This is a genomic window from Enterobacter genomosp. O (assembly GCF_001022965.1).
Taxonomy (GTDB): domain Bacteria; phylum Pseudomonadota; class Gammaproteobacteria; order Enterobacterales; family Enterobacteriaceae; genus Enterobacter; species Enterobacter cloacae_L.
The window spans coordinates 191188-203290 of record NZ_LECZ01000021.1 but is presented as its reverse complement, the minus strand read 5'-3'; the positions used below and the strand labels follow the sequence as shown (position 1 = coordinate 203290).

General features: G+C 53.8%; 15 protein-coding genes. 2 read left to right on the top strand and 13 right to left on the bottom strand.

The window, feature by feature from the left end:
- The 9 genes from ABR39_RS24080 to fkpA form a co-directional block, all read right to left on the bottom strand.
- Positions 1-188: GTP-binding protein (locus ABR39_RS24080; protein WP_044347782.1), on the bottom strand; the 188-nt coding region annotated here is incomplete at its 3' end.
- A 69-nt stretch (positions 189-257) separates the two neighbouring features.
- Complete coding sequence (gene fusA / locus ABR39_RS03450) at positions 258-2372, bottom strand: elongation factor G (protein WP_047345778.1); 2115 nt, start codon at positions 2370-2372, stop codon at positions 258-260.
- 96 nt (positions 2373-2468) lie between these two features.
- Complete coding sequence (rpsG, locus tag ABR39_RS03445; protein WP_004106370.1) at positions 2469-2939, bottom strand: 30S ribosomal protein S7; 471 nt, start codon at positions 2937-2939, stop codon at positions 2469-2471.
- 96 nt (positions 2940-3035) lie between these two features.
- Positions 3036-3410, bottom strand: a complete 375-nt coding sequence (rpsL, locus tag ABR39_RS03440; protein WP_000246815.1) for a 30S ribosomal protein S12 — start codon at positions 3408-3410, stop codon at positions 3036-3038.
- 124 nt (positions 3411-3534) lie between these two features.
- On the bottom strand, positions 3535-3822 hold the full coding sequence (tusB, locus tag ABR39_RS03435; protein ID WP_047345777.1) for a sulfurtransferase complex subunit TusB: 288 nt from the start codon (positions 3820-3822) through the stop codon (positions 3535-3537).
- Positions 3823-3829: 7 nt separating this feature from the next.
- Positions 3830-4189, bottom strand: coding sequence for a sulfurtransferase complex subunit TusC (gene tusC / locus ABR39_RS03430; protein WP_047345776.1), 360 nt, complete (start codon positions 4187-4189; stop codon positions 3830-3832).
- Entirely contained in the window at positions 4189-4575 is a 387-nt protein-coding gene (tusD, locus tag ABR39_RS03425; RefSeq protein WP_033146792.1) for a sulfurtransferase complex subunit TusD, read from the bottom strand. Before tusD ends, tusC begins: the two co-directional genes overlap by 1 nt.
- The gene (locus tag ABR39_RS03420) at positions 4575-5297 is read right to left on the bottom strand and encodes a helix-turn-helix transcriptional regulator (RefSeq protein ID WP_003861697.1); all 723 of its coding nucleotides are present in this window, start codon (positions 5295-5297) and stop codon (positions 4575-4577) included. Before ABR39_RS03420 ends, tusD begins: the two co-directional genes overlap by 1 nt.
- A gap of 165 nt (positions 5298-5462) precedes the next feature.
- A complete protein-coding gene (gene fkpA, locus ABR39_RS03415; RefSeq protein WP_047345775.1) occupies positions 5463-6296 on the bottom strand; it encodes an FKBP-type peptidyl-prolyl cis-trans isomerase in 834 nt (277 codons plus the stop codon).
- 238 nt (positions 6297-6534) lie between these two features.
- Between fkpA and ABR39_RS03410 the strand changes: the two genes are divergently transcribed.
- Positions 6535-6753, top strand: a complete 219-nt coding sequence (locus ABR39_RS03410; RefSeq protein WP_047345774.1) for a protein SlyX — start codon at positions 6535-6537, stop codon at positions 6751-6753.
- A 51-nt stretch (positions 6754-6804) separates the two neighbouring features.
- Here ABR39_RS03410 and slyD read toward each other — a convergent pair whose 3' ends face one another.
- The 4 genes from slyD to kefG all read right to left on the bottom strand — a co-directional run bounded on the left by slyD (position 6805) and on the right by kefG (position 10060).
- Positions 6805-7395, bottom strand: a complete 591-nt coding sequence (slyD, locus tag ABR39_RS03405) for a peptidylprolyl isomerase (RefSeq protein WP_014885491.1) — start codon at positions 7393-7395, stop codon at positions 6805-6807.
- 94 nt (positions 7396-7489) lie between these two features.
- Entirely contained in the window at positions 7490-7690 is a 201-nt protein-coding gene (locus ABR39_RS03400) for a YheV family putative zinc ribbon protein (RefSeq protein ID WP_033146793.1), read from the bottom strand.
- A 13-nt stretch (positions 7691-7703) separates the two neighbouring features.
- A complete protein-coding gene (gene kefB / locus ABR39_RS03395) occupies positions 7704-9509 on the bottom strand; it encodes a glutathione-regulated potassium-efflux system protein KefB (protein WP_047345773.1) in 1806 nt (601 codons plus the stop codon).
- Complete coding sequence (gene kefG, locus ABR39_RS03390) at positions 9509-10060, bottom strand: glutathione-regulated potassium-efflux system ancillary protein KefG (RefSeq protein WP_014885493.1); 552 nt, start codon at positions 10058-10060, stop codon at positions 9509-9511. Before kefG ends, kefB begins: the two co-directional genes overlap by 1 nt.
- 138 nt (positions 10061-10198) lie before the next feature.
- On the opposite strand from kefG, the gene ABR39_RS03385 reads away from it, so the two are divergent.
- Complete coding sequence (locus ABR39_RS03385) at positions 10199-12103, top strand: ABC transporter ATP-binding protein (protein WP_047345772.1); 1905 nt, start codon at positions 10199-10201, stop codon at positions 12101-12103.

Sequence of the window (12103 nt, the reverse complement as noted above, 5' to 3'; positions counted from 1 at the left end):
ATGGTGATACCACGAGCTTTTTCTTCTGGTGCGTTATCGATCTGGTCGAATGCACGAGCAGAACCACCGTAGGTTTTAGCCAGAACGGTAGTGATTGCAGCAGTCAGGGTAGTTTTACCATGGTCAACGTGGCCGATAGTACCAACGTTGACGTGCGGTTTTGTACGTTCAAATTTTTCTTTAGACACGGCTATATTCCTTACTATAGTGCTCTCCCCTCTGGAGAGAGCACGGGACTTAGGTTTTAATCCTGTGGATTACTTACCACGGGCTTCAATAACGGCCTGAGCAACGTTGTTAGGCGCATCATCATACTTCAGGAATTCCATGGTGTATGATGCACGACCTTTGGTCAGAGAACGCAGCTGAGTTGCATATCCGAACATTTCAGACAGCGGAACTTCAGCGTGGATCTTAACGCCAGTTACTTCGGATTCCTGACCACGCAGCATACCGCGACGACGGCTCAAGTCACCGATAACGTCACCGGTGTTCTCTTCAGGAGTTTCTACTTCAACCTTCATGATTGGCTCAAGCAGAACTGGTTTTGCTTTCTTAAAGCCTTCTTTAAAGGCAATAGACGCAGCCAGTTTAAACGCCAGTTCAGAGGAGTCAACGTCGTGGTAAGAACCGAAGTGCAGACGAACACCCATGTCAACAACCGGATAGCCAGCCAGAGGGCCCGCTTTCAGCTGTTCCTGAATGCCTTTATCAACGGCTGGGATGTATTCGCCAGGAATTACACCACCTTTGATGTCGTTGATGAACTCGTAACCTTTAGGGTTAGAGCCCGGCTCCAGTGGGTACATGTCGATCACAACGTGACCGTACTGACCGCGACCACCAGACTGCTTAGCGTGTTTACCTTCAACATCGGTAACTTTCGCACGAATCGCTTCGCGGTAAGCAACCTGAGGTTTACCCACGTTCGCTTCAACGTTGAATTCACGCTTCATACGGTCAACGATGATGTCCAGGTGCAGTTCACCCATACCAGCGATGATGGTCTGGTTAGATTCTTCATCAGTCCATACGCGGAATGATGGGTCTTCTTTCGCCAGACGGCCCAGAGCCAGACCCATTTTTTCCTGGTCAGCTTTGGTTTTTGGTTCAACCGCGATGGAGATTACCGGCTCAGGGAATTCCATACGCTCCAGAATGATCGGGTGATCCGGGTCACACAGGGTGTCACCAGTGGTCACGTCTTTCAGACCGATAGCTGCAGCGATGTCGCCCGCACGAACTTCTTTGATCTCTTCACGTTTGTTAGCGTGCATCTGTACGATACGGCCAAAACGTTCACGCGCCGTTTTCACGGAGTTCAGGATAGTGTCACCGGAGTTAACCACACCAGAGTAAACGCGGAAGAAGGTCAGGTTACCCACGAATGGGTCGGTAGCAATTTTGAACGCCAGTGCTGAGAATGGCTCTTCGTCGCTTGCGTGACGCTCAGCTGGTGTATCTTTACCGTCGTCCAGGATGCCGTTGATCGCAGGAACGTCCACCGGGGATGGCAGGTAGTCAACTACCGCATCCAGCATTGCCTGAACACCTTTGTTCTTGAATGCAGAACCACAGGTTACCAGGATGATTTCGTTGTTCAGAACGCGCTGACGCAGAGCTTTTTTGATCTCTTCTTCAGTCAGTTCTTCACCACCCAGGTATTTCTCCATCAGCTCTTCAGAAGCTTCAGCAGCGGATTCGATCAGGTTCTGGTGCCATTCGTCAGCCAGGTCCTGCATTTCAGCCGGGATATCTTCGTATTCGAAGGTAACGCCCTGGTCTGCATCGTTCCAGTTGATGGCTTTCATTTTCACCAGGTCGATAACGCCGGTGAAGCCTTCTTCAGCACCAATTGCCAGCTGCAGCGGAACAGGGTTCGCGCCCAGACGGGTTTTGATCTGACCAACAACTTTCAGGAAGTTAGCACCCATACGGTCCATTTTGTTAACGAACGCGATGCGTGGAACTTTATATTTGTTCGCCTGACGCCATACGGTCTCAGACTGTGGCTGAACACCACCAACTGCGCAATAAACCATTACCGCGCCGTCAAGAACACGCATGGAACGTTCTACTTCGATGGTGAAGTCAACGTGGCCCGGGGTGTCGATGATGTTTACGCGATGCGGTTCGTACTGCTTAGCCATACCTGACCAGAATGCAGTAGTCGCTGCGGAGGTGATAGTAATACCACGCTCCTGCTCCTGTTCCATCCAGTCCATGGTGGCTGCGCCGTCATGAACTTCACCGATTTTGTGGTTTACACCGGTGTAGAACAGAATACGTTCGGTAGTAGTGGTTTTACCGGCGTCGATGTGCGCACTGATACCGATGTTACGGTAGCGTGCGATGGGTGTTGTACGAGCCATTTGATTCCTCGTTTATATCTTTAGGCGTTCAGTTAAGTTACCCAGAGCGGGCGGCTTCTCTGAAGCGCCCGCCTGGTGACTAATACTCCGAAGGGATTACCAACGGTAGTGTGCGAACGCCTTGTTGGCTTCTGCCATACGGTGAACGTCTTCACGTTTCTTAACTGCAGTACCTTTGTTGTCTGCAGCATCAGAAAGTTCGTTCGCCAGACGCAGAGCCATGGATTTATCACCGCGTTTACGAGCAGCTTCAACGATCCAACGCATTGCCAGAGCATTACGACGAACCGGACGAACTTCAACTGGAACCTGATAAGTAGAACCACCTACGCGGCGGGACTTAACTTCTACGGTAGGGCGAACGTTGTCGAGAGCGACTTCGAAAGCTTCCAGTTCATTTTTACCAGAACGCTGAGCCAGGGTCTCAAGCGCGCTGTATACGATTGCTTCTGCAGTAGATTTTTTACCATCTACCATCAGGATATTTACAAATTTTGCCAGCAGTTCTGATCCGAATTTCGGATCTGGAAGAATTTTACGCTGACCAATGACGCGACGACGTGGCATGGGAATACTCCGTTGTTAATTCAGGATTGTCCAAAACTCAAAGAGTTTAGTTTGACATTAAGATAAATCAGTTTGGCCTTACTTAACGGAGAACCATTAAGCCTTAGGACGCTTCACGCCGTACTTGGAGCGAGCCTGCTTACGGTCTTTAACACCTGAGCAGTCGAGCGCACCACGAACGGTGTGGTAACGAACACCCGGAAGGTCTTTAACACGACCGCCACGGATCAGGATCACGGAGTGTTCCTGCAGGTTGTGACCTTCACCACCGATGTAGGAAGTCACTTCGAAACCGTTAGTCAAACGCACACGGCATACTTTACGCAGTGCGGAGTTTGGTTTTTTAGGAGTGGTGGTATATACACGAGTACATACACCACGTTTCTGCGGGCAGGCTTCCAGCGCAGGCACGTTGCTCTTTGCAACTTTGCGTGCGCGTGGTTTGCGTACCAGCTGGTTAACTGTTGCCATTAAATAGCTCCTGGTTTTAGCTTTTGCTTCGTAAACACGTAATAAAACGACCTCATACAATATGAGGACGCGAAATTTTAGGGCTACGTCGAAAAGGTGTCAAGAAATATACAGCGATCTCAAATCACCAGTTCATTTGACTGGCGTGAATCACAGTAAGATTGACGAAATCAGTATAGCCAACCACGTCAATTTTGGCTGAAATTTGACCAGATAGTCCTCGCGCATCAAGATCCTCTTTCAGCGCAGAGACAGTTATGGGGGCATTGCAGAGGATTTCAACGAAACGACTGCCTTCAAGCGCGGCAAGCACACCATCCTGAATCAGCAGCAGGTCATCACCTTCGCGCAGCATACTCAGTAGCGCGTCGGTATCACATTGCCACGGTGAATGGCTCAGAGTATGGAGCATGGCAGCCTCAGAAAGTCAGAACGGTGTCGTAGTGGGAAAGGTGTTCGCGCAGTGCGGCAGAAGACAGCGTTGTCACATCCAGCACGAAAGGTGTTGCCTCAGTTAAACCGCGCGCGGCCAGGGAGTCGGCACAGACATAGCACGTTTCGATGTCGTAAAGCGGTAACACTTTGAAGGTTGCAATGTAATCCCGCGCCAGAATGGCCTGAGGCTGCTGCCCCGCCAGAAGCTGAAATACACCGTCACCCAAAAAGAAGACGCCAATATCGTCGGTCAGCGCTGATGTCGCGAGCAGCGCATCCAGCCCTTCTCTGCCGGACGCATTACCGTGCGGCGCGGAGGAAAAAACAAACGCGACACGCTTCATCAGAATTGCACCACTCTGTCGCAGGTTAACGCCGCCTGTGCCAGTGCACCCAGACCACTCAACGAAAAACCGGGCTGCAGGTTAGAACCCGATAAACCAAGCCGGGCGGCTTCGGTTGCATCGGTCACGCCGCGGCGCAATGCCGCCGCGACGCAGATATGCAGTTCTACGCCCTGCTTTTCGTTTAATGCCTGCCAGGCACGCACCAGATCAAACTCATCGCTCGCCGGTGATGTAAACTGATTCGCGTTATACACCCCTTCCCGATAGAAGAAGACGCTTGCCAGCTCATGTCCGGCCGCCAGTAGCGCATGCGCAAACTGCAGCGCGCTGCTGGCCTGCTGAGTACCGTACGCCGGGCCTGTCACCATTAACGCAAAACGCATTACTTATCTTGCCCCAGGAAATCACCGCTTTTGAACTGGCGGATGTAGAGGTAAACCGTGTGCTTGGAGATGTTCAGACGATCGGCCACCTGGTTGATGGCGTCTTTAATATCAAAAATCCCTTTCTCGTAGAGATTAAGCACAATCTGGCGATTCTTGGCGTTGTTCGAAACGTTGCGATCGGCATTCACCTCTTCAATCGTAAACTCAAGCGTCTGAGTCACGAGATCTTCAACGGAGGAGGCAAAGTTAACAGAAGAGCCCACATCCGGCGTTTCTGGTGGAATAAAGGTGCTCATGATTTGCGAGAATGGCACATCAAGGTTCATGTTGATGCACAGCAGACCAATTACACGATGCTCGCGGTTTCGAATCGCGATGGTTTCGGATTTCATCAGCACGCCGCTTTTGGCGCGGGTGAAATAGCATTTGGAGACGCTGCTGTCCGCGCCGGTCATGTCATGCAACATACGCAATGCAAGGTCGGTAATTGGCGAACCAATTTTACGGCCAGTATGTTCACCATTCGCAATGCGGATGGCGGAACACTTCAGATCTTGCAGGGAGTGCAATACGATTTCGCAGTGGGAGCCAATGAGCATCGCTAACCCGTCCACCACCGCTTCGTAGGATTTCAGAATATCGAAGTCGGTCTGATCGAAAGGACGTTGATCCAGTAAATCAAGTTCACTGGTTTCGTTGGTTAAAAGCGACCTGGACATGAAAAAAACACTCCTTTTCAGGAGCCTGTCGTTAGGTTTTCAGGGCAGGCTCATTATCTACACGGACAACTAAATTAATACAGCGTGTATAGCGCTTTCCAGTGTTAATTATATCTGCCCCACAATAAAAAAACCGCCGCCTTAAAGGCGGCGGTTTTTATCACATTACTTCTTAGCGTCTGCCGCTGCTTTTTCTTCAGCCGGCGCGTCTGCCTTTGCATCCGCTTTCGGTGCCGGTTTGATATCCAGCAGCTCTACGTCAAAGACCAGCGTAGAGTTGGCAGGGATACCCGGAACGCCTGTTTTGCCATACGCCAGATCTGGTGGGATAACCAGCTTGATTTTGCCACCTTTCTTGATGTTTTTCAGGCCTTCAGTCCAGCCAGGGATCACACCATCCAGACGGAAAGAGAGCGGCTCACCGCGGGTGTAAGAGTTATCGAACTCTTTACCGTCGATCAGCGTACCTTTGTAGTTCACAACAACAGTGTCGCTGTCTTTAGGTGCATCGCCGGTGCCTTCTTTCTCAACTTTGTACACCAGGCCAGTAGAAGAGGTTTTCACACCCTTATCTTTAGCAAAGGTATCGCGGTAGGCTTTGCCTTTCGCTTCGTTGTCTTTAGCGTCCGCTTCCATCTTGGTCTGAGCGGCACCCTTCACACGCGCTTCAAACGCCTGCAGAGTCTGTTCGATTTCCTGGTCAGACAGCTTGCTCTTATCTGCAAATGCGTCCTGAACACCCGCGATCAGCTGAGCTTTATCCAGTTTGATGCCCAGTTTCTCTTGTTCTTTCAGAGAGTTTTCCATGTAACGACCCAGAGATGCGCCGAGTGCGTAGGCGGATTTCTGGTCGTCATTTTTGAACGCCGCTTTGCTGTCTGCAGTGGCAGCAGGCTTCGCAGCAGGCTTCGCAGCAGTATCAGCAGCGAATGACAGCGGCGCGTTCAGCGCAACAGCCATCGTCGTCGCCAGCAGCGTTACTTTAAACAGTGATTTCATCCATATCTCCAGGGCCTGGGGACTCTCACCCCAGCATTAAACGTAAATGAGTAACGTACTATAAATCGTTGCGGAAGAAATCTACAGACAGACTCCCCCGATTCTCGCCACTTTTCAGACTATTTTTGTTTAAATAAGTTTCTTGTTGCAGGGATGAATACTGCACTCAGGGATAAACTCGGTTAAACTTCGCCGCCGCTGACCCATTATGGCGAATCAGAAACAGACGAGGTGAATCATGAAGGACACGATGATAGAAGAGAGACTGGCCGAGCTTGAAAGCCGCCTGGCTTTTCAGGACATCACCATCGAAGAGCTCAACCAAACGGTGACCGCCCACGAGCTAGAAATGGCAAAACTGCGGGATCTGCTGCGTCTGCTCACTGAAAAAGTGAAGGCCACACAGGCATCGCATATCGCCTCTCAATCTGAAGAGACGCCACCACCTCATTACTGAGGCGTAAAAAAAGCGGGATTATCCCGCTTTTTTATTTTCCGCATAGCGGAATTAGTGGCAACCGCAGCCGCCGTTACCGCAACCACCTTTACCGTGGTCGTGACCATGGTCGTGATCGTGGCCGTGACCACCGCAGCAGCCGTCGTGGCCGTGATCGTGATCATGGTCGTGGCCGTGTGCACCGTGAACGTGGCCATGAGCCAGCTCTTCTTCGGTCGCTTCACGGATCGCAACAACTTCTACGTTGAACTTCAGGTTCTGGCCAGCCAGCATGTGGTTGCCGTCAACTACAACGTGGTCGTCTTCCACTTCGGTGATTTCAACAGGAACCGGACCCTGGTCAGTTTCAGCCAGGAAGCGCATGCCAACCTGCAGCTCGTCAACGCCCATGAACACGTCTTTAGGAACGCGCTGAACCAGGTTGTCGTCATACTGACCGTAAGCGTCGTTCGCGCCTACAGCAACGTCAAATTTGTCGCCAACTTCGTGACCTTCCAGCGCGGTTTCCAGGCCAGAAATCAGGGAGCCGTGACCATGCAGGTAGTCAAGCGGCGCACTCACCGGAGACTCATCAACCAACACACCGTCTTCTGTACGTACCTGATAGGCCAGGCTGACCACCAGGTCTTTTGCTACTTTCATGATATCTCCTGAGCGTGGGAAAATTGCTGGCGCAGATTGTAGCGGAAATCTGCACCCGTGTACCCTTTAGCTTAAAAAAACTCAGGCGATATCGCTAGTCCGGATGAAAAATCCCGATAACTTGCTCTTCTTTGCGTACATGATCGCGGGCCTCTTTATCGGCCTCACGCATCTGGTGACCGCACTTAACACACTCAACAACATCAACATTATTTTCCCGCCACATCGCCAGGGTATCTTGCGCCTGGCAGGTCGGGCATTTTGCACCCGCAATAAAGCGTTTACGTACAGCCATCTTTCGTTACCCTTTATTCAAATTCATCCCAGCCATCAAGCTGGCGTCGTTCCTGTTGCATCTCTCGCTGGAAGATCTCCTCCAGCTCGCGACGCGCTTCCCGCACGCGGGAGATCTGCTCAGTATCGGAATGTACCGGCATCAGCTCGCGCAACATTTGCATATCCAGCCGGCGGAAATGCATCTGGGCGCGCTGCGCCTGATGAGGATGCATCCCCAACGAGATCAACGCCTTGCGGCCCAGCTCCAGCGCACTGGAAAATGTCTCACGGGAGAAGTGTTTCACACCCGCCTGTAACAGTTCGTGAGCTTCAACACGTCCGCGCGCGCGCGCCAGAATATGCAGATGCGGAAAATGCTGCTGGCACAGCTCCACCAGCTTCATCGTGTCTTCCGGATCGTTGCAGGTAATCACGATGGACTCTGCTGCCTCTGCACCCGCCGAGCGCAAGAGCTCAAGCTGGGTCGCGTCGCCGTAATACACCTTATAGCCATATTTACGCATCAGGTTGACTGCGCTGATATCGCGCTCCAGCACCGTGATGCGCATTTTGTTCGCCATCAGCAAACGCCCGATAACCTGTCCGAAGCGGCCAAAGCCCACCACAATCACCTGCGGCTTATCGTCTTCCACCCACGGCGCTTCATCTTCATCGTCAGTCGGGTTTAAGCGGCGCGACAGAAGCTTATCGACCAGCTTCATCAGCAGCGGCGTGGTCATCATAGACAGCGTGACCGTCACCAGCAAAAGCGCCATCTGATCGTCTTTAAACAGCTTCTGGGAGGAGGCGGTAGAGAACAGCACAAACGCGAACTCGCCCCCCTGGCTTAACACGCTGGCAAACTGCATGCGTTCCGAACTGCGCAAGCCGTAAATGCGCGCCATGACGTACAGCACCAGCGTTTTCACCGCCACGAGGATGGCTACGCTCACCACCACCCACAGCAGATGGGTATAGAGCACACCGAGATTAAGCGCCATTCCCACCGATATAAAGAACAGGCCTAACAGCAGCCCTTTAAAGGGCTCGATGGCAATTTCCAGCTCGTGCCGATATTCGCTCTCCGCCAGCAGCACCCCGGCGATAAAGGTCCCGAGCGCCATCGACAGCCCCAGCGCGTCCATAAACAGCGCCGATCCCAGCACCAGCAGCAGCGTCGCGGCGGTAAAGACCTCGCGCACGCCCGACGCGGCAATAAAGCGGAACACGGGACGTAAAAGAAAACGTCCGCCAATCAGCATGCCCGCGAAGGCCAGCACCTTCATGGCAATTTTTGCCCAGTCGAAGTGTTCGTCGCCGGAGCCCGCCAGCAGCGGCACCAGCGCCAGCGCCGGGATCACCGCTAAGTCCTGAAACAGCAGCACCGAAAAGCCCAGTTGGCCGGCTTCATTGCGATTCATCCCTTTGTCGCGCATCAGCTGCAGGGCCATCGCCGTCGACGACATGGCAAGGCCTATTCCGCCAATCACCGCCGCCTGCCAGGAGAAATTCGTCAGCATTAACAGGCCGCCCAGAATAGCGGCGCTGAACAGCACCTGCGCGGCCCCCACGCCAAAAATAGAGCGTCGGAGCTGCCACAATTTAGAAGGATTCAGCTCCAGGCCGATGATGAACATCAGGAACACCACGCCCAGCTCGGAGAAATGGAGAATTTCATCCACATCGCTGATGAATCCCAGCCCCCAGGGGCCAATCGCGATCCCCGCCAGCAGATAACCCAGCACCGCACCTATTCCAATCCGTGCAGCAAGCGGCACCGCGACGACGGCCGCAAATAAAAACAGCACCCCGGCGAGGAGTAAATTCGATCCTTCCATTAACGACCTCCTGCCGGAATCGGGGATGCCAGCCATTCACCGTAGGCTCTGGCGTGGCTTGCCAGCTCTTTTGGATCCTGACGCCGTGCCCAGTAGACAATAATCGGGCTCATCCAGTGCATACGGCACATCGCCGCCGTCAGCTCGAAAGGCCGCAGGATGTCGCTCATCGGATAACGGTTCAGCCCGTCGTGGCGGTAAGCGCTTTCTGGCTCACCGGTTGTAATCACGCTGCGCCAGTACTTTCCCGCCAGCTGGTTGCCCCCCACCCCGCTGGAGAAACCCCGGCTCAGCACGCGGTCCAGCCACTCTTTGAGCAGCGCCGGACAGCTGTAGGTATAAAGCGGATGCTGGAACACAATCACGTCATGCTGACGCAGCAGTTCCTGCTCGTAAGGAATATCAATAAAGAAATCAGGATAGTGCGCGTAAAGATCGTGCACCGTCACGTTGCTGAGCTGAGTAGCCGGCTTAAGCAGAACCCGGTTCGCCACCGAGTCCTGAGATTCCGGATGGGCATACAGCAGCAGCACTTTTGCTGTCTGAGACATCATTCCCCTCCCGGTCTTGTTTCTGTTTTTGTGTATCGTCGTTGTTTTGGGCTACCATGGCGGCCCGGTGCGGAAAATGGCGCACACCTTACATTATCATAATGACAAATTAACATAGTCGGAACATACGGCGCTTCTATGATTGTTTTCTCCTCGTTACAAATTCGTCGCGGCGTGCGCGTCCTGCTGGATAACGCCACTGCTACCATCAATCCAGGCCAAAAAGTGGGTCTGGTCGGCAAAAACGGCTGCGGTAAATCCACGCTGCTGGCGCTGCTGAAAAACGAGATTAGCGCGGATGGCGGTAACTTCACCTTCCCGGGGAACTGGCAGCTCGCATGGGTGAACCAGGAGACGCCAGCCCTGAGCGAACCGGCACTCGACTATGTTATCGACGGCGATCGTGAATACCGTAAGCTCGAGGCGGAACTCAACGCCGCTAACGAGCGCAACGACGGTCACGCCATCGCCACCGTTCACGGCAAGCTGGACGCCATCGACGCGTGGACCATTCGCTCCCGCGCCTCCAGCCTGCTGCACGGCCTGGGCTTCAGCAATGAACAGCTGGAACGCCCGGTCAGCGACTTCTCCGGCGGCTGGCGTATGCGCCTCAACCTGGCGCAGGCGCTGATCTGCCGCTCTGATCTGCTGCTGCTCGATGAACCGACCAACCACCTCGATCTCGATGCGGTTATTTGGCTGGAGAAGTGGCTCAAGAGCTATCAGGGCACTCTGATTCTGATCTCCCACGACCGCGACTTCCTCGACCCGGTGGTGGATAAAATCATTCATATCGAACAGCAAACGATGTTCGAGTACACCGGCAACTACAGCTCCTTCGAGCGCCAGCGCGCGACGCGCCTTGCCCAGCAGCAGTCCATGTACGAAAGCCAGCAGCAGCGCGTGGCGCACCTGCAGAGCTTTGTGGATCGCTTCAAGGCCAAAGCGTCAAAAGCGAAGCAGGCCCAGAGCCGCATCAAGATGCTCGAACGCATGGAGATGATCGCCCCGGCGCACGTGGATAACCCGTTCCACTTCAGCTTCCGCGCGCCGGAAAGCCTGCCGAACCCGCTCCTGAAGATGGAGAAAGTGAGCGCGGGCTATGCCGATCGCATTATTCTCGACTCCATCAAGCTCAACCTGGTGCCGGGGTCACGTATTGGTCTGCTTGGGCGCAACGGTGCCGGTAAATCCACGCTGATCAAACTGCTGGCGGGCGAGATTAACCCGGTCAGCGGCGAAATCGGGCTGGCGAAGGGCATCAAGCTGGGCTACTTCGCCCAGCATCAGCTGGAATTTTTACGGGCGGATGAATCTCCAATTCAGCACCTCGCGCGTCTGGCGCCGCAGGAGATGGAGCAGAAGCTGCGCGACTATCTCGGCGGCTTCGGCTTCCAGGGCGATAAGGTCACTGAAAATACCGAGCGCTTCTCCGGGGGCGAAAAAGCCCGCCTGGTGCTGGCGCTGATCGTCTGGCAGCGCCCTAACCTGCTGCTGCTCGATGAACCCACCAACCACCTGGATCTCGACATGCGTCAGGCGCTGACCGAAGCGCTGATTGAGTTCGAAGGTGCGCTGGTTGTGGTTTCGCACGATCGTCACCTGATCCGCTCCACCACGGACGATCTCTACTTAGTTCACGACGGCAAAGTCGAACCGTTCGACGGCGATCTGGAAGACTACCAGCAGTGGCTGACGGACGTGCAGAAGCAGGAAAACCAGCCGGAAGAGTCTGCGAAAGATAACGCCAACAGCGCGCAGGCGCGTAAAGACCAGAAGCGCCGTGAAGCGGAGCTACGCACCCAGACGCAGCCGCTGCGTAAAGAGATTGCCCGTCTCGAAAAAGAGATGGAAAAGCTCAACGCCACGCTTGCCGCCGTTGAAGAGAAGCTCGGCGATAGCGGTCTGTATGACCAGAGCCGTAAAGCGGAACTGACGGATTGCCTGCAAACGCAGGCGAAGACCAAATCGAGCCTCGAAGAGTGTGAGATGTCATGGCTCGACGCGCAGGAGCAGCTGGAAGCGATGCTGCAGGCTGAATAA

Bases quoted from the DNA above. Each gene is read 5' to 3' on its own strand.
- fusA (WP_047345778.1), bottom strand. From the start codon at position 2,372: ATGGCTCGTACAACACCCATCGCACGCTACCGTAACATCGGTATCAGT.
- rpsG (WP_004106370.1), bottom strand. From the start codon at position 2,939: ATGCCACGTCGTCGCGTCATTGGTCAGCGTAAAATTCTTCCAGATCCG.
- rpsL (WP_000246815.1), bottom strand. From the start codon at position 3,410: ATGGCAACAGTTAACCAGCTGGTACGCAAACCACGCGCACGCAAAGTT.
- tusB (WP_047345777.1), bottom strand. From the start codon at position 3,822: ATGCTCCATACTCTGAGCCATTCACCGTGGCAATGTGATACCGACGCG.
- tusC (WP_047345776.1), bottom strand. From the start codon at position 4,189: ATGAAGCGTGTCGCGTTTGTTTTTTCCTCCGCGCCGCACGGTAATGCG.
- tusD (WP_033146792.1), bottom strand. From the start codon at position 4,575: ATGCGTTTTGCGTTAATGGTGACAGGCCCGGCGTACGGTACTCAGCAG.
- ABR39_RS03420 (WP_003861697.1), bottom strand. From the start codon at position 5,297: ATGTCCAGGTCGCTTTTAACCAACGAAACCAGTGAACTTGATTTACTG.
- fkpA (WP_047345775.1), bottom strand. From the start codon at position 6,296: ATGAAATCACTGTTTAAAGTAACGCTGCTGGCGACGACGATGGCTGTT.
- ABR39_RS03410 (WP_047345774.1), top strand. From the start codon at position 6,535: ATGAAGGACACGATGATAGAAGAGAGACTGGCCGAGCTTGAAAGCCGC.
- slyD (WP_014885491.1), bottom strand. From the start codon at position 7,395: ATGAAAGTAGCAAAAGACCTGGTGGTCAGCCTGGCCTATCAGGTACGT.
- ABR39_RS03400 (WP_033146793.1), bottom strand. From the start codon at position 7,690: ATGGCTGTACGTAAACGCTTTATTGCGGGTGCAAAATGCCCGACCTGC.
- kefB (WP_047345773.1), bottom strand. From the start codon at position 9,509: ATGGAAGGATCGAATTTACTCCTCGCCGGGGTGCTGTTTTTATTTGCG.
- kefG (WP_014885493.1), bottom strand. From the start codon at position 10,060: ATGTCTCAGACAGCAAAAGTGCTGCTGCTGTATGCCCATCCGGAATCT.
- ABR39_RS03385 (WP_047345772.1), top strand. From the start codon at position 10,199: ATGATTGTTTTCTCCTCGTTACAAATTCGTCGCGGCGTGCGCGTCCTG.